The sequence below is a fragment of the Micromonospora andamanensis genome (assembly GCF_016863495.1).
GTDB classification, from domain to species: domain Bacteria; phylum Actinomycetota; class Actinomycetes; order Mycobacteriales; family Micromonosporaceae; genus Micromonospora; species Micromonospora andamanensis.
In genome coordinates this window covers 251,276-270,749 of record NZ_BOOZ01000011.1, presented here as the reverse complement: position 1 = coordinate 270,749, position 19,474 = coordinate 251,276, and the positions used below count along the sequence as shown (strand labels likewise).

Below are 19,474 nucleotides of genomic sequence, written 5' to 3'. Positions count from 1 at the left end.
GACCAGAAGTGCAAGATCGACGAGGCGAGGCGGGAGGCGGGTTAGAGGGTAGCGAGGTGGGCGGTTTCGTTTATCGAGCGGACGGCGACGCCGCCGTCGGGCCAGCGGTCCAGCACCGAGACACCTGCCGCGTCGAGGTAGAGGCGGTGCAGGAAGGTGTCGGTGGCGGCGAGCGCGTCGCGCAGCATCAGCTTGATCGGCGAGACGTGCGAGACCACCACGACGGCCTGTCCGGGGTACGCGTCGAGCAGCCGCCGGACCACCCGGTCGCACCGTTCGGCGACCGCGGCGAACGACTCGCCGTCCGGCGGGGCGACCCGGGTGGAGGCGAGCCAGGCGTCGAGTTCGCCGGCCCAGCCCTCGCGTACCTCGGCGAAGGTGCGTCCTTCCCAGGCGCCGAAGTCGCACTCGATGAGTTCGTCGTCGCGGCGTACCGGCAGGTCGTCGAGGGCGGCAGCGATCGCCTCGGCGGTCGCCGTACACCGGGACAGCGGTGAGCTGATCACGGCCACGGCGTCCGGGGCGAGCGCGGCCACCCGCGCGGCAGTGGCCCGTACCTGGGCCTGGCCCTTGCTGCTGAGGGGGATGTCGCCGCGACCGGAGTAGCGGCCCTGCTCGGTGTACTCGGTCTCGCCGTGCCGGACCAGGATCAGCCGGGTGGCGGTGAAGCTGGGTCGGGGCTCCCAGGACACCGGCGCGCTGGTCAGGTCGGCACCCGGTGACTCGGCGCGGGCGGCGACCTCGGCAGCTCCGCCACCGGCGGGCTCCGGGCCACCGAGGCGGCGCGGCGGCTCGACCATCCGGGGCGGCTCGACGGTAGGGGTGGCGACGCCGGACGCTGCCGCGGCGTCCATGGCGGCGTTGGCGAGCCCGTCGGCGTGGGTGTTGCGGTCCCGGGGGATCCAACTGAACCGTACGGCGGTGAACCGGCCGACAAGCTTGGCGGCCTCGGCGGCCAACGGGCGCAGCCCGGGGTGCTTGATCTGCCAGCGGCCGCACATCTGCTCGACGACAAGTTTGGAGTCCATCCGGACCTCGACCTCGTCGGCCCCCAGCTCGGCGGCGGCGGCCAGGCCGGCGATCAGTCCCCGGTACTCGGCGACGTTGTTGGTGGCGGTGCCGATCGCCTCGCTCCGCTCGGCCAGCACCTCTCCGGTCGCCGCGTCGCGGAGCACCGCTCCGTACCCGGCCGGACCGGGGTTGCCCCGGGATCCACCGTCTGCTTCGACCAGGACCGTACGCCTCGCCACCGGCTACAGCCCGGACTCGTTGGTGCGGACCATGATCCGGCGGCAGTCCTCGCAGCGGACCACGTCGTCCGGGTCGGCTTTGCGGATCCGGGCCAGGTCGGCGCCGGAGAGATCCAGCCGGCACCCGCCGCAGCGGCCGGCGGTCAGCAGTGCCGCGCCGAGCCCGGTGTCGGCGCGGATCCGGTCGTAGAGCTGCACCAGGTCGGCGGGCAGGTCGTTGGCGAGTGGCTGCCGGGCGGAGCGCTTGAATTCCTCCTCGCGACCGATCTCCGCGAGGTTGTCGTCGCGCCGCTGCTCGGTGGCGGCCCGCCGCTCCCGTACCTCGGTCAGCCGCTGTTCCACGCCGTCCAGCACCGCCTGGGCGGTCTCCCGCTGCTCCATCAGCTCCAGCTCGGCGTCCTCCAGGTCGCTCTGCCGGCGGTTGAGGGAGGCCAGCTCGTGCTGGAGCGCCTCCAGCTCGCGGGCTGGGCCGGTGCCGGCGGCCAGCCGGTCCTCGTCCTTGGTCTTGCGGGCCCGGACCTGGTCCACGTCCCGCTCCAGCCGGGCGATGTCCCGGTCCAGGTCGTCGACCGCCACCTGGGCGCGGACCCGTTCGTCCTCTAGGGCGGACAGCTCCCGGGCGAGGGCCTCCAACTCGGTGCGCTCGGGCAACGACCGACGCCTGTGGGCGAGCTGGGCGAGGGCGGTGTCGATCGCCTGGAGATCGAGCAGGCGGCGCTGGACCTGGGGGTCAGCCTTCACGGTCGGGCTCCTTGTCGTCCGCTGCGGGGTTCGTCCGGCGCGGGTTCGTCCGGGTGCGGTGAGGCGGCGTGCACGGTCCACGGGTCGGTGTCCAGGTCGGACACCAGGGTCTCGACGCCGGGTGCGGTCCGCAGCAGCGCCGCGAGGTCGTCCAGCCACGGCCGTTCGGTGGCCCAGTGGGTGGCGTCGAGCAACGCCGGCCCGCCGGTGGCGAGGTGCTCGCCGGTCGGGTGGTGGCGCAGGTCCGAGGTGAGGTAGGCGTCCACCCCGGCGGCGATGGCGTCGGCCAGGAAACTGTCCCCGGCGCCACCGCAGACCGCCAGGGTACGCACCGTGCGGTCCGGGTCGCCCGCGGCGCGCACGCCGACGGCGGTGGCCGGCAGTACGGCGGCGGCCCGGCGGGCCAGCTCGGCCAGGGTCAGCGGCTGCGGTAGCCGGCCGATCCGACCGGCCCCGCGCCCCTGCCCGGCGGCGGGGCTGTCGGGCCGGGCCGGGTGCAGTGGGCGCAGGTCGAGCAGACCGAGCCGGGCGGCGAGGGCGTCGGAGACGCCCGGGACGGCCACGTCGGCGTTCGTGTGCGCGACGTACAGCGCGACATCGGCCTTGATCAGTTGGTGGACGATGCGGCCCTTGTAGGTCGTCGGCGCCACCGACGACACCCCCCGCAGCAGCAGCGGGTGATGGGCGATGATCATGTCGGCGCCCACGTCGAGCGCCTCCGCGACCGTCTCGGGAACCACGTCCACGACGCAGAGGATCCGGCGGACGGAGGCGGACGGCTCGCCGAGCACCAGGCCGACCCGGTCCCACTCCTCGGCCCAGGCCGGCGGGTAGTGCCGCGCCACCTCGGCCACCACGTCGGCGACTGTCGGTACGGCTGCGGTTGTGCTCACGGCCGGTGAGCTTACCGGCGTCGGGGCCGCTACCGGACGTCACCCGGCCACACCTGGGCGGGCCGGCAGCCCGACCCGGGGCCGTGGACCGGCGTGGCCGGGTACCGGTCTACGGCCTGCGGACGCCGTGGGCCCGGCCACGGACCTTCGCCGCGGCCGGGCCGTGTCTGCTCCGGCTGCCGGAAACGCCTCCCGTACCCGGACCGGGGGCTTCGACTGTGGGATGCCGGTCAACCGGTCCGGCAGAGGCGGTCGCGGACGGCGGTCAGGGGCAGTGCCCACGGGAAGGCGTGCTGGTGCCGCTCTCCTGTCCCCGGCGGGTGCAGCGGGAAGACGTCATCGCCGAAGAGCACCCCCACCCCCCATTCGGAGAGCCGGGCCAGGCCGGCCCGGAAGGCCGGGTGAGCGGCCATCGCCGCGTTCGTGTACGGCACGGCCACCAGCGGTATCCCCCGGCCCTGGGCCTCCACCAGCAGCCCCAGGGCGAGGGTGTCCGCGATGCCGGCCACCCACTTGTTCACCGTGTTGACGGTGGCCGGGCAGACGATCATGGCGTCGGCGGTGGGCAGCACGTCGGGGTCGCCCGGGTTCTTGTAGTGGGTGCGTACCGGGTGGCCGGTCTGCCGGGCCAGCGCGGTGCGATCGACGAACTTGGCACCGTCGGGCGTGGTGATCACGCAGACGTCCCAGCCGTCCTGTTGGGCCAGGTCGACGAGCCGGCCCACGTCTCGGGCCAGTGGCGAGCCACAGGCGATGATGTAGAGCACCTGGCGGTGCCCGTCATGGCGGTGCGAACCGGTCATGCCGGCTCCGAGGTCATACTCCTACTCCCATGTGCTCAGCCAACTCCGCGATCGGAGAAGGCGGCGCACCACGTGTGCGACGAAGGACGTCCGACATCACCTCGTGGGCGATCGGACGGCAGCGGATCTCGGACGGGGCCAGGCGGTCACCGCGCAACAGCATCTCGCCGGCGTTGGCCACGTCACCGATCAACGCGAAGCCCCGGGCCAGGTCGAGCAGGTGGTGCGCCCGGCGTTCGGGCAGCATCGCGTCGAACGGCGCGGGCTGGATCTTCTGCCGGTGCACCTCGACGGCCCGGCCACCGTCGCCCAGCTCGACGGCGGCCGCCGCCCGGTGCAGCTCCACATTCGTCGGCCCGAACGAGGTCCAGTAGTGGTTGTGGTCGCCGCCCAGCTCGACAGCTGCCGCGTGGGCTCCGTTGAGCAGATCCTCCACGGTGGCGGTGTCACCGATGCGGGAGGCCGCCATCGCGCCCTGGAGCAGCAGCATCCCGTAGACGGAGAGGCGCTCTGGTCGGCTGTCGTTCCCGCCGCCCGGCGCGAGCTGGTTGGCGATCCGTACGTTCAGTTCCAGCGCCGGACGGGGCCGGCCCATCGCCACCAGGGCGTTGCAGACCCGGGTGGTGGCGACACCGGCGAGCAACTGGTCGTCGGCGCGTTGCGCCACGGCGATGGAACGGTCGGCGGCGAGCCAGGCGAGGTCGCACTCGCCCAGCTTGCGCAGCACCGAGGAGGCGAGCTGGTAGACCTGCCCGAGCAGGTGGGCGGCGCGCTGGGCCTGGTCGCCGCCGTACGCCGCGTCGGCCGCCTGGGCGTCGCGGAGCAGCTTCGGCAGAGCCCGGGTGAGCATCCCGTAGCGGCCGTACTGGTAGGTCAGCCAGGCGTGGGTGACCGCCTTGCTCATGTCGGCGAGCGGTGGTGGGCTCGGCGCCGCGTCGAAGTACGCGCTTATCGAGTCGTAGCGCTCCAGGGCGGCCCGGATCTCCTCGACCTCGAACTGGTCGATGCAGTTGAGCGCGTCGGTGCGTCGCTCCGGGTCCTTGCCGAGCAGCAGTTGCACGTCCATCTGGAGGATGTCGGCGATCTCGTAGAGCACGGAGAACTTGTCCAGTCGCCGCACGCCCCGCTCGACCTTGTCGACCCAGCTCTTCGACTTGCCCAACCGGTCGGCGAAAACCTGCTGCGACATCTTTCGTCGGCCACGCCAGTAGGCCACCCGCCGCCCGATGGGTAGCTCGTCCATCTCCCCAGTCCTCCCCTTGCTGGAGCCCTGGCCGGGGGCCGGGGGCCGTTCCGTGGGCGCGGCGATCCGTCCGTATCTCCAGGTTTCCGCTGGTCGCACAGGAGGTGCGTCAGCCTTACGGCCGAACCTCGTACTTTTCGTGCAAGTTGCATCAGCCACTTTGTCAAACAAACGATGACGGGCTACGGCAGTGACGGGTCTCGACGTACGAGCTGACGCCGGTCGGGCGCGGCGAGGGGAGATGGCACCAATGTGGGGGAATGTCGGACCGCACGTGGCGCGTCTGTCGCCGTTGGAACGGGTACGACTGCGCCGGGTCGCCGTGCGCTACGCCCTGCACGGCTGGACGGTGACCCCGGGCGCCTGCCTGGCGCGGAGCCGCTTCGTCTGCGGGCGGGCCGGCTGCCCGACTGTCGGTTGTCATCCGGCCCTGGAGGACTGGGAGCACGCGGCGAGCGCCGATCCGGCGCGAGTGGCCACCTGGTGGCGGTCCCGGCCGCACGGCGTCCTGCTGCCCACCGGGCGCTCCTTCGACGTGCTGGAGATCCCCGCCCACCTCGGAAGAATGGTCCTGGACGCGGTGAGCGCCCACCCGGCCGGTCCGGGGGTACGCGGCCCGGTGCTGGTCACCCCGACCGGTAGGTGGATGTTCCTGGTCCGCCCGGGCGACCCGCTGCGACCCGAGTTGGAGCACTGTTTCGACGTGGTCCTGCACGGTCGCGGGTCGTGGGTGCCCGCGCCACCGACCCGGCTGCCCGAGGGACAGGTCCGCTGGGCCGTCGCGCCGGAGCAGGCCCGCTGGCAGTTGCCGGACTCCTACCTCGTGCAGAACACGCTCGTGGAGGCGTTGCGCGCGACCGGAGTGACGCTCACCTCGGCACTGGTCCCGGGCCATCTGCCGCTGCCTCGACGAGGTCACTGACCGGATGGCGCGAGGTGCGTCGCGCCGGCAGCGAGACCCGGGAGGACCGGCGCTCGTTGGACCCTTCGACGGCGCGCCCGCGCCGGGAGCGGGGATGCGATGTCCACCGACGACACCAGACACCACCCGGGCGGGGCAGAGCCGCCCCGACGACACCGACCCGGGCACCGATGGGCGGCCACCCGTCCCCCGGGTGCCCGGCCCGGCCGTCCCCGGCCGGCCGGATCCCGCCCGGCGATCACCCACCGCCCGGCCCGCTGGCCCTGACCCCGAACCTTCCTGCCCCGAGGTGCCTGGCCCGGTCCCCGCGCAGCCGCGATCCGTGGCAGTGGAGGCGGTTCCTGGCCGGCGTGTCGGCCACCTTCGCTGCCACCGATCGAACCTGGTGGCCAGCGGTCGGCGGGGAGCGATGAGAGGCGGGGCATGGTCAGGGGCGAGGGCATGGTCAGGGGGCTGGGTCGGGGGCCAGCGGGAGGTCGGCGGAGTGCAGGCACCGCGCGTCGTCGGTGATCACCGCGTGCCGGTGCGCGGGCAGCCGGTCCAGCCAGCCGATGCCGGCCACGCCCATGGCCACGGCCGCTGTGGCGTACGCGTCGGCCAGTCCAAGGTCGTGCCCGATCACGGTCACCGACCGCAGCCCCCGCGCCGGTGCTCCACGCCGGGGATCCCGCACGTGGGGGCCGCGTTCGTAGACACCTGACGTGGCGACCGCCAGGTCCGTCCCGGTGAGCACCAGGCAGACCGCCGACGGGTTCCAGGGGTGCCGCACACCGATCCGCCACGGCAGCCCGGTCGACGAGTGGCCACGTACCCGGACGTCACCGCCGGCATTGAGGCAGTGGTTGTCGATGCCCGCGGCGCGCAGCCGGTCGGAGGCCACCTGGACGGCCCACCCCTTGACGTACCCGGACGGGTCCAGCCCGCCGGTGGCGTACGCGTCGAAGAAGCCGTCGGTGGCCCCCCAGAGGTCGGCACAGCGTTCCAGCACCCGACGCAGGTCGGCCGACGCCTCGGAGAGCAGCAGTTCGCCCCGGTCGAAGCGGCACACCTCGCTGTCCGGGCGGTACGTGCTGAACCTCGCGTCCACCTCCCGCAGCCAGGCGAACACCTCGTCGGCCCGCGCGGCCAGCACCGTCGGGGGCCGGTCGTCGGCGATGTCGAGGCTGACCGGGGTGCCCATCACGTGTTCGACGCGCCGCAGACCGGGCCGGATCAACGTGTCCACGCTCATCGTGCCTGGTCGATGGCGGCCTGCAACGACCCCCGGTAGGAGTCGCTCGTCGCGGTCGCGCCCGTGATGGTGTCCAGGTCGGCGCTCTGCCGTTCCACCACCATCCCGACCGTACCGCTGTAGCGGCTGTCGACCTGGTCGCTGCGCTGGTCGGACTGGGCCGTCCGGCGCGGCAGTCGCAGCGCCGCCGCGTTGACGATCCGGTCGCCGACCACAGTGATGCGGACCTGCACCTCGCCGAACTCGTTTGTCGCCACCGGCCCGACGATGGTGCTGGCGGAGGGTTGCGCGGCAGCCGTACCGGTCGGGGAGGCGGCCGGGCGCTTCGGAGCGGCACTCGACGCGGACCGGCTCGCCCCGGCGGCGCTGCGTGTCGGCTTCGGCGAGCCGCTTGGCGTTTTCCGGTCCGGGCCGGCTGCCGGTTCCGCCTTCCCGGCGGCGGTGGGTGCCGGGGCGGGCACCTCCCGGGCGAGCTGACCGGTGCCCGGTGCGGCCTTGAACACCACAAGCGCTGTGGTGCTGGCGGCCAGGCCGGTGATCGCGAGGAGCGCGCGACGCATGCGATGGACCCTCTCAGAGTTCGAAGGTGGCGAGGTGGATCTGGCGGCGACGGACGCCGGCCTGACGCAGCACCCGGCGGCACTGCTCGACCAGGCCGGGCGGGCCGCACAGGTAGACGTCGCGCCGGGCGACGTCCGGAACCAGTTGGCGTATTCCGTCCGGGGTCATCACCTGACGTGGGCCCGGGTCGCCGCGGGAGCCGAGGACGTACCAGACCCGCAGCCCACGATTGCGGGCCAGCCAGTCCAGTTCCTCCCGCAACAGCACGTCGGCCGAGGTGCGGGCCCGGTAGATCAGCGCGGCGTTCGGCGGCAGTTCCTCAAGCATCGCCCGCAGTGGGGTGATGCCGCTGCCGGCAGCGATCAGCAGCGCCCGCTCGCGCGTGCGGTGGGCGGCCGTGCAGGTGCCTGACGGGCCGGCCGCCCAGACCCGTACGCCCGGATCGAGGTTGCGCAGGTCCTGGGTGTGCCGGCCGACCACCTTGACGGTCAGCCGCAGCCAGCGGTCGTTGCCGGCGGCGGAGACCGAGAACGGGTGCGACTGCCACCAGCAGCCCCGGGTCAGGAAACGCCAGCGGAAGAACTGCCCACCCAGCAACTCCAGCCGATCGAGGCGTACTCCGGTCAGGTAGATCGAGACGGCGTCGGGACTTTCGGTGACCAGGTCGCTCACCCGCAGCCGGTGCCGCAGGTTGAACCGCAGTGGTTTGATCACCCGACCCCACAGCCACGCGGCGATCACCAGTACGTACAGGGCGATCCATCCGGTACGCGCCGGGCCGGGCCGGAACAGCTGGCTGCCGTTGCTGAACTGGTGGGCGTAGCCGAGCAGCAGCACGGCGTACGCGGCCAGGTGGGTGGCGTGCCACAGCTCGTACGGCAGCACCCGGCGGACCGCCCGCACACTTACCAGCCCGACCAGCACCAGCAGACCGGCGGCGGCGAACGCGGAGACCATGTCCTGGTACTCGCGCAGCATCACGCCCGCCTGGCGCAGCGGCGAACGGCCCTCCAGCCCGGCGTAACCGACCAGGATCAGGGCCGTGTGGGCGAGCACCGCGACCAGCAGGGTGGCGGCCACGTCGCGGTGCCACCGGGCGATCCGCTCTCCGCCGGCCCACAGCTCCAGCACCGGCAGGCGGCTCATCATCAGCACCTGGACCAGCAGCAGGTAGCCGGCGACCAGGCCGGTGATCTGCCCGGCGGCGGTGGTCATCGCAATGCCGCCGGTCAACGAGCCGGTCGGGGTGTCCAGCCACCACGGCAGCACGCTGGCGACCAGACCGCCGAGGAACAGCACGACAAGCAGTCGCCGGCCACCGGCACCGCGCCGCGGCACGGCCGGCGCCGGCTCGTGCGACCCCGCCCGAAGGGGCGGTCGGGGACCGGAGGCCGGACGGGGGTAGGTAGTCACGCCCGGCCGCCGCGCTCGTCGAGCTGATCGGCCATGCACCGTTTCCGATTCCTGCCGGGCGTCGACCCCAGGGCGTGGCAGGTCTCCCGAGGTACGACGACTGATGCCTGAGAGGTTTGCCCGGGCAAGGTAGTCAACTGTCGTCCGCCTCGACAAGGCCCGCCGGGGGCACTTAAAGGCGCGATCTCACCAGGAGCGAATCTCGGTCGGTCGACGGCTGATCGGGTAATGCACGTCGCAAGCAGGGCGTTCGTCGGCCCCCGGTGATCGGTGGGCGACATTCCCACGCACCACACCCGGCGCGGCAGCACCCACACGAGGAGGAAACTTAAGGTTCGGATAAGCGGTCGCTCAGCTGTCGCCGGCCCCTGCTCCTCGTCTGCCGGGCCAAAGTAGCAACAGGAAGGGCGCGTGAGCCGTCACCCCAGCGGGTATTCCGCCGCACCGTTGCTGAACGCGTGAGGGGAAGGCACATGCTCAGCAAAGAGGATCAACGCAGATTCGAACAGATCACCCGCCACCTGCGGGAAAGTGACCCGGCGTTCTTCGCCCGGCTCGACAACCGGGCCCGGGGGCGGCACGGCCGCTGGCTGCTGCTGTTGACAGTCGTGCTCTGGGCGGCGCTGCCAGCGACCACCGTGCTCGCCGGTCGGCTGGCCGGGGCGATCTTCGCGGTGGTGCTGTTGACGAACGCGGCGCTGATGTGGCGGTTTCGCCAACGTTGGCTGTGAGCGTCAGGGTCGCGCCCCGTCCAGGATCGAGTGACGCACGCAGCGGCGGACGTCGCTCGATCCAGGACCGAGCGTGACCGTGGCGACGGAACGAGGCCTATTCGCCGAGCTGGCGGTAGGCGTGCCGCAGGCGTTCGACGAGTCCCGGTCCACCGATGGCCGGCGCGGGTGCGCCCAGCTGTCGTAACAGCAGGTCGGGCCGGGCGGTCAGGCTCGGTGGGCGGTCCGGCAGTGGCACCGGCGGCAGCCAGAACCTGTCGACCGTCTCGGCCAGCGGCGTGACGGGCAGGTCGGCCAGCGCCCGGGCGGCACCGGCGGCGGGCACGTCAGCCTGGTGGTCGGGCGACCCGCCGACGGCCTCCCGGCCGCTGCCCGCCGGCCCGGTGTCCCGGGTACGGGAGCTGCCACGTCGACGGGTCGGCTCCGGTACCGCACCGTCGGCACCGGCCGCCGGCTCGCCGTCCCCGGTCTGCGCTGTCGTTGCCGGGCGCGCTTCGGCTCGACGGTGCCGCAGTCGGGTGAGCAGGTCGGCCCGGCTGCGGCCACGCCAGTGCAGCAGGGTGAACGGGTCCGCGTCGAACGCCTCGGCGAGCAGGTAGAAGGTGGCCGCGAGGTGCTTGCAGGGCACCGCGACGTCCGGACATGAACAACGCTGGTCCAGGTCGGTGATCGCCACCGGGAACAGCGGTGCCCCGGCCGCGACGAACAGCTGCTCCAACTCGGCAGGCAGGTCGCCGGCGAGCAACCGGGCGCTGAAGAACGCCTGGGCGGCGAGTTCCCCCTCGATCCGGGCCCACAGCGGCGCCGGGAAGGGTGGCAGCGCGACGCTCACCTGGTACGGCTTGGGCCGGGAGCCCTGCACCACTGCGGTCACCACGCCCGGAGCGACGTCAAGGCGGAGCACCTGGCCGGCGCGGGCGTACGACCGTCCCCGGGTCAGCCGGGTGCCGAGCGCGAAGGACTCCAGCACCTCCAGGAACCGGCGGGACCACCAGGAGATCCCTATCGCGCCGCGGGTGCTGCGGGCCCGCAGGCCGCCGTCGACCCGCCGTGGCGGGCCGTAGTCGGCGAACCGGCCTGCGCCGTCGACGCTCACTCGGCCACCGCCCCCGCCTCCAGCGCGAACAACTCCCGTAGCTGGGCGGTGGACAGCTCGGTGACCCACTGTTCACCGGTGCCGACCACCGAGGCGGCCAGGCCCCGCTTGTCGGCGATCAGCGCGGCGACCTTCTCCTCCACAGTGCCGGCGCAGACGAACTTGCGGACCTGCACCCGGCGACGCTGTCCGATCCGGAACGCCCGGTCGGTGGCCTGGTCCTCCACCGCCGGATTCCACCACCTGTCGACGTGCACCACGTGGTTGGCGGCGGTGAGCGTCAGGCCGGTCCCGCCGGCCTTGAGGGAGAGGACGAACAGCGCCGGTCCGCCGTCGGACTGGAAGCGGGCCACCATCGCATCGCGGTCCGCCTTGCCGACCCCGCCGTGCAGGAACAGCACCTCCCGGCCGAACCGGGCCGACAGGTGCCCGCGCAGCATCCCGCCGAACTCCGCGTACTGGGTGAACAGCAGGGCCTTCTCCCCCGCCGCGAGGACCTCGTCGAGGATCTCCTCCAGCCGGGCCAGTTTGCCCGACCGGCCGTCCAGCGGTGAACCGTCGCGCAGGAGCTGCGCGGGATGGTTGCAGACCTGCTTGAGGCGGGTCATCGTGGCCAGCACCAGCCCGCGCCGCTCGATGCCGTCGCTGGACTCGATCCGGGCCAGCATGTCGTCGACGACCACCCGGTAGAGCGCCGCCTGCTCGGCGGTGAGGTTGCAGAAGACCTCCATCTCGAGCTTCTCCGGCAGGTCCGAGATGATCGACGAGTCGGTCTTGAGCCGGCGCAGCACGAACGGGCCGGTGATGCGGCGAAGCCGTTCGGCGGTCTCGGTGTCCCCGTGCCGCTCGATCGGCTCGGCGAACCGCTTACGGAACGTCGCGGCCGGGCCGAGCAGGCCAGGGTTGGCGAACTGCATGATGGACCACAGGTCCGCCAGCCGGTTCTCCACGGGCGTACCGGTGACCGCGATGCGGTGTCGCGCGGGCAGTGCCCGTACCGCTTCGGCCTGCCGGGTGGCGGCGTTCTTGATGGCCTGGGCCTCGTCGACCACCACCCGGTGCCAGTCGACGCCGGCCAGGTCTCCGGCGTCCCGGGCGGCCACCGAGTACGTGGTGAGGACCAGGTCCGCGTCGTGCACGGTGGCGGTGAACTCCGTGCCCCGGGCCCGCTGGGCGCCGTGGTGCACGTGTACGCGCTTGTCCGGGGTGAACCGGGCGGCCTCCCGCTGCCAGTTGCCGACAAGCGACATCGGACAGATCAGCAGGGTCGGACCGGCCTGCGGCGGGTCGGCGGCCAGCAGCGCCAGCAGCTGCACCGTCTTGCCCAGCCCCATGTCGTCGGCGAGGACCCCGCCGAGCCCCAGCGACTGGAGGAACGCCAGCCAGGCCAGCCCCCGCCGCTGGTACGGCCGCAGCGTGCCGTGGAAGGACGGCGGCTCGTCGAGCGGGGCGAGCCGCCGCTCCACGGCCCCGGCGAGCAGCTCACCGAGCGCGCCGTCGGCGCTCACCTCGAGCACCGGCAACGCGTCTGGTTGCTCGGCGTCGGACAGGCCGAGCCGCAGCAGGTCGGCAACTGTCAGTTCGCCGCTGGACCGGAGCAGTCGCAGGCCGGCGGCGAGTCGCTTCGGGTCCAGTTCGACCCAGCGCCCGCGCAGCCGGACCAGCGGGGTCTTCAGCTCCGCCAGGCGGGTCAGCTCGTCGGAGGTCAACGGCTCGTCGCCGAGGGCCAGTTCCCAGCGGTAGTCGACGAGGGCGTCCAGTCCCACCCGGTCCGCCGGGCCGCTGACCGCACCGGGGGCGCTGCGGGAGCGGGCCCGCAGCCGGGCGCCGAGCCGCGACGCGGGTCGCCGCCACCACGACGGCAGCAGCACCGTGAAACCCGCCGCGTGCAGCGTCGGCGCGCCCTCGCGCAGGAACCGGTGCGCCCCCTCGGTGTCCAGCTCCAGCGCCTCCGGCCGGGCGGTACGCAGCGCCTCGTCCAGTTCCGGCCACAGTCGGCTGGCCCGGCCGAGCTCGGCAAGCAGAATCTCCTGAGGGTGGTCACCGCCGACGGTGTCGCCGTCGCCGCGCCACACCTGGCCGGCGTCGACGTGGAGGCCCGGCTCGTCGGTGGCGCGCAGCCCGAACTCGACCCGCCACCGGCCGTCGGCGGCGACGACGGCGTCGGGGTCGGTCGGCACCACAGTCACCGCTTCGGTCAGCTCGTCGGCGGTCGGCTCGACCAGCCGGAAGCTGGCCCGCACCGTGCCGCCGGCGGCGTCGCGCTGCCAGGTGTCCAGTTCGGAGCGCAGCGTACGCAGCACCGCCGGATCGGCGGTGAAGCCACGACGCGGTCCGGTCAACGCGCCCAGCCAGGCCGCCACCGCGCCGTTCGGTCGTACTCCCCGGGCCAGCGTCACCGGTGGCAGCGCGGCGCGGACGGCCGCGTCGGTGAGCGCGTCGAGCGCCTCGGCGACCAGTGGCCCGGGCGCGTCGACCGAGATGTCGGACGGACTCGACCGCCGGGACTGCCGACCGGGGCCGCCGGGTGCCGTCCCGGGCAGTTCCGCCTCGATGACGGCCCGGGTGGCGGGGGGCAGGGCCAGCGCCAGCGACCGGGCCCAGGCGGCGTCCGTGCCGGTCAGCAACGGCCGCCACACCGCCCAGGCGGGCGACTCGTCGGCCGGATCGGCCCGCTCCCGCTCGGTGGCGAGAGGCGGGTCGGCGAGGCTGGGCAGTACCCGACCCCGGGCGGCCAGGTCGGTCGCGAAGTCGGCCAGCTCGGCCAGGTGTCGCAGGCTCGCTCCGGGCGCGGCGGTCAGCCCGGCCACGCCACGCAGCAGCGACAGGGCGGCGTCCGGGGCGTACGCCAGGATCGGGACCTGCCACCCGGCGAGGGTGACCGGGCCACGGGCCGGTGCCACGACGGCGGTCCGCACCAGTTCCGGCGAGTCCAGCGGCGAGCCGGCCCGGGTGGGCAGGCGCAGCAGCGCCGTGCCGAGGTCGTCCGGTTCGGCGGCGTCGGCGAGCGCCGCGACGAGCGTGGCGGGTTCGGCGGCGAACGGGTGCGGGCGGGATCGCGGTGCCCGGCCGGGACGGCGCGGGGCATGGGGTGGCAGGGTGCTGTCCTCGGCCCACACCGCCAGCACCCGACCGGGCAGCCACATCCCATGGACGACAAGCACGCATTCCCCCTCGGACCGGACAGGCCCACCCGGCCCGCCCGTTCGGCACCCGGGCCAGGATAGGCGGCGCCGACCGGCTAGCGTCGCCGCCATGTGCGACCTCCTGGTGATCGGCGGCCTCGGTGTCGATGTGCGGGTGCGGGTGCCCCGGCTGCCGCTGCCGGTGGTCGACTCCGTCACCGTCGACCCGATCGAGTTGCGGGTGGGCAACACCGGAGCCGGTGTGGTGCTCGCCGCACACGCGCTCGGGCTGCGGGTGACGGTGGTCGACACGGTGGGCGTGGACCCGGCCGGTGCCGTCGTCCGGGCCGCGCTGGCTCGTACCGGTGTGCGGACGGTCCTGGCCGACGACCCGGCCGGCACCCGACGGTCGGTGAACCTGGTCGACCCCGACGGTCGACGGATGTCGCTGTACGACCCCCGGAGCTCGGACGGTCCGCCGCCGTTCGCGTCGACGCAGGTGGCGGAGCTGGCCCGGGACGCCACCCACGTGCACCTGTCGATCATGGGGTGGGTGCGGGACCTGTTGCCCGATCTCGGTGAGGTGCTGGGCGAGGGGGTGGGCACCTCGACCGACCTGCACGACTGGGACGGCCGCAACCCGTACCACCGCCCCTTCGCCGAGGTCGCCGAGCTGGTGCTGGTCAGCGGCGCGGCGCTCGACGACCGGGCGGCGGCGGTGGCCGGCACGCTGGCACCGCGCCCGGTGCTGGTGACCCGGGGCGCGGACGGCGCCGAGCTGTACCTGGGCGGTCGCGTCCAGCGGATTCCGGCGGCCGTGCCGCCCGGCCCGGTGATCGACAGCAACGGCGCCGGGGACGCCTTCGCGGCGGGGATCATCGCGGCCCGGTCGCGCGGCGCGACCTGGGCGGAGGCGGCCGGGTACGCGACCCGGGTCGCCGCCGCGGCCTGCACCCACGACGGCATGGAGTACCCGCCGGGGCTGCTGCCCCGCGACTGACCGAGTCTCCGCTTCGCCCTGCGGGTCACCCACGGTCGGGGCAGGATGGGCGCATGGCATCCACGGTTGAGATCCCACTGGTGGGCGGCACGGCCGACGGTGAGCACGTCACCGTCGAGCTGGACCCGAACGGTCGGCCCCCACTGACCCACCATCACCTGGGGCCAGCAGGTCTGGCGGCAGCCGAGATCTACGAGCTGGAGTCCGTCGACGCCGACCGCCAGCAGTGGCGCTACTGCTGGCGGGGGCCGGCGGTCTGAGCCCGACGCCCCCGCCGATCAGGCGCCGACCTCGACAAGGGACCGGTTGCGCAAGCTCTCCAGCACCGCCCGGGTGACCTGAGAGGTACCCCTTGCCTCGTCGCACACCCGAGCCACCCGCTGAGCGGTGACCTCGGCCCGCTGTTCGCGTTCATCCCACAGCTGGTCCACCTCGGCCAGCAGGGGACCTTCCACCTCGCGCTCCACCCCCCGCAACGCCGGCACCCCGAGTCGCTGGGCGAGGTCGAAGACCTTGCCGGCGTACGGCAGGGGCAGAAACGGCGTACCCATCATCGCGGCGAAGATCAGGAAGTGCAGGCGCATACCGACCGCCAGGTCGAAGTGCCGCATCAACCCGAGCACCTGCTGCGGGGAGTAGGTGCCGTGCAGGATCCGCCCCCGCTCGGCGGCGATCATGTGCGACAGCACGCCGTGGGAGTGCCGGATGTCGTCGCGTTCCATCGGCACGAACAGCACGTGCGCGTCGATCCGGTGCACCAGGAAGTCACCGATCTGCGCCAGCAGCCGGTGGTATCCGTCCACGTCGAGCCGTTCCGCGGCCCGACCCGGCTCCCGCACGCTCATCCCGACCAGCCGCTTACCGGCCGGCACGCCCTCCTCACGGAGGAACTGCGCGGGAAAGTCCTCAGGTTCCAGCAGGAACGCCGGGTCACCGGTCACCGTGATCGGATTGAGCAGTCCCGCCTCCTCCAGCACCATCCGCGACTCCTGGTCGCGTACGGTCACCTGGACCGCGCCGGCAAGCGTCTCCCGGACCATGCCGGTGTCCACCATCTCGTTGAGTGGCCCGACGCCGACGGCGTACGTCAGCAGCGGCAGACCCCGCTCCTGCGCCACCCGAACGACCCGCAGGTAGCGGCGGGCCTCCCGGTCGTAGAGGATGCCTCCACCGCCCAGGATGAGCAGGTCGAGTTGGGACAGGACGAGGGCGGAGTCGGTTCGGCTGACTCCCTCCCACGGCACCGCCTCCACGTCCGGGTGGGCGACCGCGGTGTGCGCGGGATTCCGCGAGAACACGATGATCCGCGCGTGCGGCTCCTGTTGACGCAGATCGGTCAGCAGCCCGGTGAGGATCGCCTCGTCGCCGAGGTTTCGCCCACCGTACGAGCCGAGCACGCCGATGGTCAGTCCGGCACGCGTCATCCGTCGCTCCTCCCCAGGTGCGTCCGCTCCGCCGTTTCCCCGCTGCGGTGGTGAACAGTCCTCGCGGGGCGGTCGGCGTACCCACGCCCACCGGAAACGGCTTGCCCGCCCAGGTGTCCGGCGGGCAGCGTGAACGCCATGCAGACGAATACGAGGAATCGGCTACGGTGGCGGGATCTGCCAGTGGATGTCCGATCCGCCGTCGAGAAGATCATCGGCGACCGGGTGGTCGACGCGGTGTCGCAGCCGGGCGGCTACTCCCCCGGCACCGCCGACCGGGTGCTCACCGCCAACGGGCGTCGCGCCTTCGTCAAGGCGGCCAGCCCGGCGCAGAACCCGGACACCCCGGACATGCACCGGGCCGAGGCGCGGATCACCGCCGCGCTGCCCGGGTACGCTCCGACGCCCCGACTGCTCGGCTGTCACGACGACGGCCACTGGGTGGCACTGGTGCTCAGCGACGTCGACGGGCGGCACCCGGTCACCCCGTGGCAGGCCGAGGAACTCGACGCGGTACTGGGCGCCCTGGAACGGATGGCGACAGCGCTCACGCCCAGCCCGGTGGCAGAGGTACCGGTCATCGCCGACCGGCTCGCCGACGAGTTCGCCGGCTGGCGGCGGGTCGTCGACGACCCGCCGCCGGAGCTGAACCCGTGGGCCCGCACGCACCTCGACCAACTCTGCTCCTGGTCGGATCATGGCCTCGCGTCGTTGACCGGCGACACCCTGTGTCACGTGGACGTCCGCGCGGACAACCTGCTCGTCGACCGGGCCGGCCGGGTCGCGGTGGTCGACTGGCCCTGGGCAGCGCGCGGCCCGGCCTGGCTGGACACCGCGATGCTGCTGCTCGACGTACGCCTGCAGGGCGGACACGACACCGAGGCACTGCTGCGTCGGCTGCCGCTCACCGCCGCAGTCGACCCCGACGTGGTGACCGGCCTCTACGCCGGTCTGGCCGGCTTCTTCACCGACCGGGCCCGCCTGCCTCCGCCGCCGGGCATCCCCACCCTCCGGGCGTTCCAGCATGCCCAGGCCGAGGTCCTGCTCACCTGGCTGGCCGAGCGCACCGGCAGCTGACGCTCGCCGCCCCCGCCCTCGCCCCGCACAAGCTTCGAGGCAGCAACAACCCCGAAACTGCTGCCTCCAGCGGCGGCGACCCCGCAACATCCCCGAGACTGCTGCCTCCGAGCAGCCGTGACCCAGCGGCACTCCCGAAGGTGCCGGGGGCGGGGCGTCAGGTGGGTGGGGTGGACGGGTGGGTGAGGAAGGGCAGGACCGTTGCGGGGAGGGCGGGTGAATCGACGATGTCGTAGTGGGTGAGTCCAGGCAGGACGGCCAGCCGGGCGGCCGGACGGTCGGTGCCGTCCCACCCGGCGTCCCGATGACCGCCACCGAGCAGGCCGAAGAACTCCACCATGTGTGCCGGGCGGACCGAGTCGGCGTCGGCGAAGACGAGCATCGTCGGCGTGGTGATCGCGGCGACCTCCGATGACCAGTCGTAGTCGCGGCGCAGCAGCTCACCGGTCCTGACCCAGAGCCGGGGCCAGTCCTCCGGGCGGGGCGCGACGCGCCGGTAGAGCTGCTCGGGCGGGGTGCCGCGCATCCGCTCGGCAGCCGCCTCGTCGGGCTCGGGCATGCCGGCGAGCACCTCGGGAAACCAACCCTGTCGACGACACGGCGCGGAGACCACCACCAGCCGGCGGAGCAACTGCCGGTGCTGAACCGCCAACCGCAGGGCGACCCCACCGCCGAGGGAGAAGCCGAGCACCTCGGCCTCGGCCAGACCGAGATGATCGATCAACGCCGCCACGTCGTCGGCCATCGACTCGTACCGCAGGGGACGGCCGGCGTCGGCGGTGCGGCCGTGGCCCGGCAGATCGACGCTCACCACCAGGCGACGCCGCGCCAGCGCCGGCCGGATCGCGGCGAAGGTCTCCACCGAGCCGAACCCGCCATGTAACAGCACAAGCGGTCGACCGTCGCCGTGCGTCTCGTACCAGAACCGAACGCCGTCGATCAGCGCGTAGCCCATCTGATTCCTTCCTTCGCCGACCCGACCCCGCCCGACCACGCCGCACCGGTTCCCGTCCGCGCGCAGCAGTGCCGACGTTGCCGACACCGATACGATCAGCGGGTCTCGATGCCCTCGGTGGGTGCCCACTCGGGTGAGGTGAGGTGCGGTGGCCGTCGTCGTCGACCTGCTCAACATCACGATCATCCTGCACGGGCTGCTGAAGGTGACCGCGATCACGAACGCGATCCGCTGGATCAGCGAACGTGGCCGGGACTACCGGCTCGCGTACGACCGGAGGCCACCCGCCGACGACGAGGCCAAGCTGCGCCTGCTGATCGAGTGCGGCGGCACCTTCTTCCCGTTCGGGGCCAAAGATCACCGAATCCGGCGACGGTACCTGCTGTGGCAGCGACGGTCCCGGCGGTGGCGGACGGCGGCCATGGCACTGCGATTCTGGGCCACTGTCTGCTTCACCGCTCCCGGGCTGGTCGCGCTCACCGTTTTCGGCACAGCCGGACCCGCCTTCTTCCTGTCCCGGCCGCCCGGTGCCCGCTGGCTCACCCTCGGTGCCGCACTTGTCGCCGCCGCCATCGTCATCGCGATGTTCTTCGAGGCACTTACCTGGTATCTGACCGTCCGTGGCTACGCCCGCCGGTTTCTCACCACGGGTTTTCACCGCACCCGGGTGGACTCCACCGGCGAGAATCTCGCGGAACTTCGGGTCTACATCTACCTCGCGGCCTCGATGGTGCTGGCCAACTCCATGCTCTGCCTGACGGCAGCCGTCTCCTTCGGCTCCTACCGATACCTCGACGGCAGCGAGGTCGGCTACGGTCCCAGCGCCATTGCCGCAGCCTGCCTGTACACCGCGTCGAGCATGTCCTTCCTGGGAGAGTCGCCCTTCACCACCCACAACTCGCTGGGCAGCCTGATCGGCGTGCTCGACCTCGGGTCGGGCGTGATGCTGATCCTGTTCGGGTTGACCCTGCTGCCCGCGATACTCAACCTCAGCGGACGTAACGAGTAG

General features: G+C 72.9%; 18 protein-coding genes. 6 read left to right on the top strand and 12 right to left on the bottom strand.

The window, feature by feature from the left end:
- Positions 1–41: 41 nt before the first annotated feature.
- The 5 genes from Van01_RS12560 to Van01_RS12540 form a co-directional block, all read right to left on the bottom strand.
- A complete protein-coding gene (locus tag Van01_RS12560; protein WP_204006120.1) occupies positions 42–1,250 on the bottom strand; it encodes a bifunctional RNase H/acid phosphatase in 1,209 nt (402 codons plus the stop codon).
- Positions 1,251–1,253: 3 nt separating this feature from the next.
- Entirely contained in the window at positions 1,254–1,991 is a 738-nt protein-coding gene (locus Van01_RS12555) for a zinc ribbon domain-containing protein (RefSeq protein WP_204006118.1), read from the bottom strand.
- Entirely contained in the window at positions 1,988–2,884 is an 897-nt protein-coding gene (locus tag Van01_RS12550) for a Nif3-like dinuclear metal center hexameric protein (protein ID WP_204006116.1), read from the bottom strand. Before Van01_RS12550 ends, Van01_RS12555 begins: the two co-directional genes overlap by 4 nt.
- A gap of 230 nt (positions 2,885–3,114) precedes the next feature.
- On the bottom strand, positions 3,115–3,687 hold the full coding sequence (locus Van01_RS12545; RefSeq protein ID WP_099850746.1) for a flavoprotein: 573 nt from the start codon (positions 3,685–3,687) through the stop codon (positions 3,115–3,117).
- A 13-nt stretch (positions 3,688–3,700) separates the two neighbouring features.
- Positions 3,701–4,930, bottom strand: a complete 1,230-nt coding sequence (locus Van01_RS12540) for a helix-turn-helix domain-containing protein (RefSeq protein WP_204006108.1) — start codon at positions 4,928–4,930, stop codon at positions 3,701–3,703.
- A gap of 250 nt (positions 4,931–5,180) precedes the next feature.
- On the opposite strand from Van01_RS12540, the gene Van01_RS12535 reads away from it, so the two are divergent.
- Positions 5,181–5,852, top strand: coding sequence for a bifunctional DNA primase/polymerase (locus Van01_RS12535; protein WP_204006106.1), 672 nt, complete (start codon positions 5,181–5,183; stop codon positions 5,850–5,852).
- A gap of 445 nt (positions 5,853–6,297) precedes the next feature.
- On the opposite strand, the gene Van01_RS12530 is transcribed toward Van01_RS12535, so the two are convergent.
- From Van01_RS12530 to Van01_RS12520, 3 genes are read right to left on the bottom strand one after another with little or no spacing between them, the layout of a single operon-like run.
- Complete coding sequence (locus tag Van01_RS12530; RefSeq protein WP_204006207.1) at positions 6,298–7,032, bottom strand: FAD:protein FMN transferase; 735 nt, start codon at positions 7,030–7,032, stop codon at positions 6,298–6,300.
- Positions 7,033–7,079: 47 nt separating this feature from the next.
- Positions 7,080–7,643 (bottom strand): FMN-binding protein, encoded by a 564-nt coding sequence (locus tag Van01_RS12525; RefSeq protein WP_204006104.1) that lies wholly within the window; start codon positions 7,641–7,643, stop codon positions 7,080–7,082.
- 13 nt (positions 7,644–7,656) lie between these two features.
- Positions 7,657–8,982 carry a ferredoxin reductase family protein gene (locus Van01_RS12520; RefSeq protein ID WP_239099022.1) on the bottom strand — a complete coding sequence of 442 codons (1,326 nt, stop codon included), beginning with the start codon at positions 8,980–8,982 and terminating at the stop codon, positions 7,657–7,659.
- A gap of 548 nt (positions 8,983–9,530) precedes the next feature.
- Between Van01_RS12520 and Van01_RS12515 the strand changes: the two genes are divergently transcribed.
- Complete coding sequence (locus tag Van01_RS12515) at positions 9,531–9,788, top strand: DUF3040 domain-containing protein (protein WP_204006085.1); 258 nt, start codon at positions 9,531–9,533, stop codon at positions 9,786–9,788.
- A 97-nt stretch (positions 9,789–9,885) separates the two neighbouring features.
- Here Van01_RS12515 and Van01_RS12510 read toward each other — a convergent pair whose 3' ends face one another.
- Both Van01_RS12510 and Van01_RS12505 read right to left on the bottom strand, forming a co-directional pair.
- Positions 9,886–10,884 (bottom strand): SWIM zinc finger family protein, encoded by a 999-nt coding sequence (locus Van01_RS12510; RefSeq protein ID WP_204006083.1) that lies wholly within the window; start codon positions 10,882–10,884, stop codon positions 9,886–9,888.
- A complete protein-coding gene (locus tag Van01_RS12505; RefSeq protein ID WP_204006081.1) occupies positions 10,881–14,048 on the bottom strand; it encodes a DEAD/DEAH box helicase in 3,168 nt (1,055 codons plus the stop codon). The genes Van01_RS12510 and Van01_RS12505 overlap by 4 nt, the downstream gene beginning before the upstream one ends.
- A 91-nt stretch (positions 14,049–14,139) precedes the next feature.
- Here Van01_RS12505 and Van01_RS12500 point away from each other — a divergent pair, with 91 nt between their 5' ends.
- Positions 14,140–15,009, top strand: coding sequence for a carbohydrate kinase family protein (locus Van01_RS12500; protein WP_204006079.1), 870 nt, complete (start codon positions 14,140–14,142; stop codon positions 15,007–15,009).
- A gap of 53 nt (positions 15,010–15,062) precedes the next feature.
- Positions 15,063–15,269 carry a DUF8847 domain-containing protein gene (locus tag Van01_RS12495; protein ID WP_204006078.1) on the top strand — a complete coding sequence of 69 codons (207 nt, stop codon included), beginning with the start codon at positions 15,063–15,065 and terminating at the stop codon, positions 15,267–15,269.
- Positions 15,270–15,287: 18 nt separating this feature from the next.
- Here Van01_RS12495 and Van01_RS12490 read toward each other — a convergent pair whose 3' ends face one another.
- Positions 15,288–16,433, bottom strand: coding sequence for a polysaccharide pyruvyl transferase family protein (locus Van01_RS12490; RefSeq protein ID WP_204006076.1), 1,146 nt, complete (start codon positions 16,431–16,433; stop codon positions 15,288–15,290).
- Between the two features lie 138 nt (positions 16,434–16,571).
- Between Van01_RS12490 and Van01_RS12485 the strand changes: the two genes are divergently transcribed.
- Positions 16,572–17,510 (top strand): phosphotransferase, encoded by a 939-nt coding sequence (locus tag Van01_RS12485; RefSeq protein ID WP_204006067.1) that lies wholly within the window; start codon positions 16,572–16,574, stop codon positions 17,508–17,510.
- Between the two features lie 157 nt (positions 17,511–17,667).
- On the opposite strand, the gene Van01_RS12480 is transcribed toward Van01_RS12485, so the two are convergent.
- On the bottom strand, positions 17,668–18,465 hold the full coding sequence (locus Van01_RS12480; RefSeq protein ID WP_204006057.1) for an alpha/beta fold hydrolase: 798 nt from the start codon (positions 18,463–18,465) through the stop codon (positions 17,668–17,670).
- Positions 18,466–18,613: 148 nt separating this feature from the next.
- Between Van01_RS12480 and Van01_RS12475 the strand changes: the two genes are divergently transcribed.
- Positions 18,614–19,474 carry a hypothetical protein gene (locus Van01_RS12475; protein WP_204006055.1) on the top strand — a complete coding sequence of 287 codons (861 nt, stop codon included), beginning with the start codon at positions 18,614–18,616 and terminating at the stop codon, positions 19,472–19,474.

What these genes read in the sequence shown, in the direction of transcription:
- Van01_RS12545 (WP_099850746.1), bottom strand. Translation starts at nt 3,687, where the DNA reads ATGACCGGTTCGCACCGCCATGACGGGCACCGCCAGGTGCTCTACATC.
- Van01_RS12540 (WP_204006108.1), bottom strand. Translation starts at nt 4,930, where the DNA reads ATGGACGAGCTACCCATCGGGCGGCGGGTGGCCTACTGGCGTGGCCGA.
- Van01_RS12535 (WP_204006106.1), top strand. Translation starts at nt 5,181, where the DNA reads ATGTGGGGGAATGTCGGACCGCACGTGGCGCGTCTGTCGCCGTTGGAA.
- Van01_RS12530 (WP_204006207.1), bottom strand. Translation starts at nt 7,032, where the DNA reads ATGGGCACCCCGGTCAGCCTCGACATCGCCGACGACCGGCCCCCGACG.
- Van01_RS12525 (WP_204006104.1), bottom strand. Translation starts at nt 7,643, where the DNA reads ATGCGTCGCGCGCTCCTCGCGATCACCGGCCTGGCCGCCAGCACCACA.
- Van01_RS12515 (WP_204006085.1), top strand. Translation starts at nt 9,531, where the DNA reads ATGCTCAGCAAAGAGGATCAACGCAGATTCGAACAGATCACCCGCCAC.
- Van01_RS12500 (WP_204006079.1), top strand. Translation starts at nt 14,140, where the DNA reads ATGTGCGACCTCCTGGTGATCGGCGGCCTCGGTGTCGATGTGCGGGTG.
- Van01_RS12495 (WP_204006078.1), top strand. Translation starts at nt 15,063, where the DNA reads ATGGCATCCACGGTTGAGATCCCACTGGTGGGCGGCACGGCCGACGGT.
- Van01_RS12490 (WP_204006076.1), bottom strand. Translation starts at nt 16,433, where the DNA reads ATGACGCGTGCCGGACTGACCATCGGCGTGCTCGGCTCGTACGGTGGG.
- Van01_RS12485 (WP_204006067.1), top strand. Translation starts at nt 16,572, where the DNA reads ATGCAGACGAATACGAGGAATCGGCTACGGTGGCGGGATCTGCCAGTG.
- Van01_RS12480 (WP_204006057.1), bottom strand. Translation starts at nt 18,465, where the DNA reads ATGGGCTACGCGCTGATCGACGGCGTTCGGTTCTGGTACGAGACGCAC.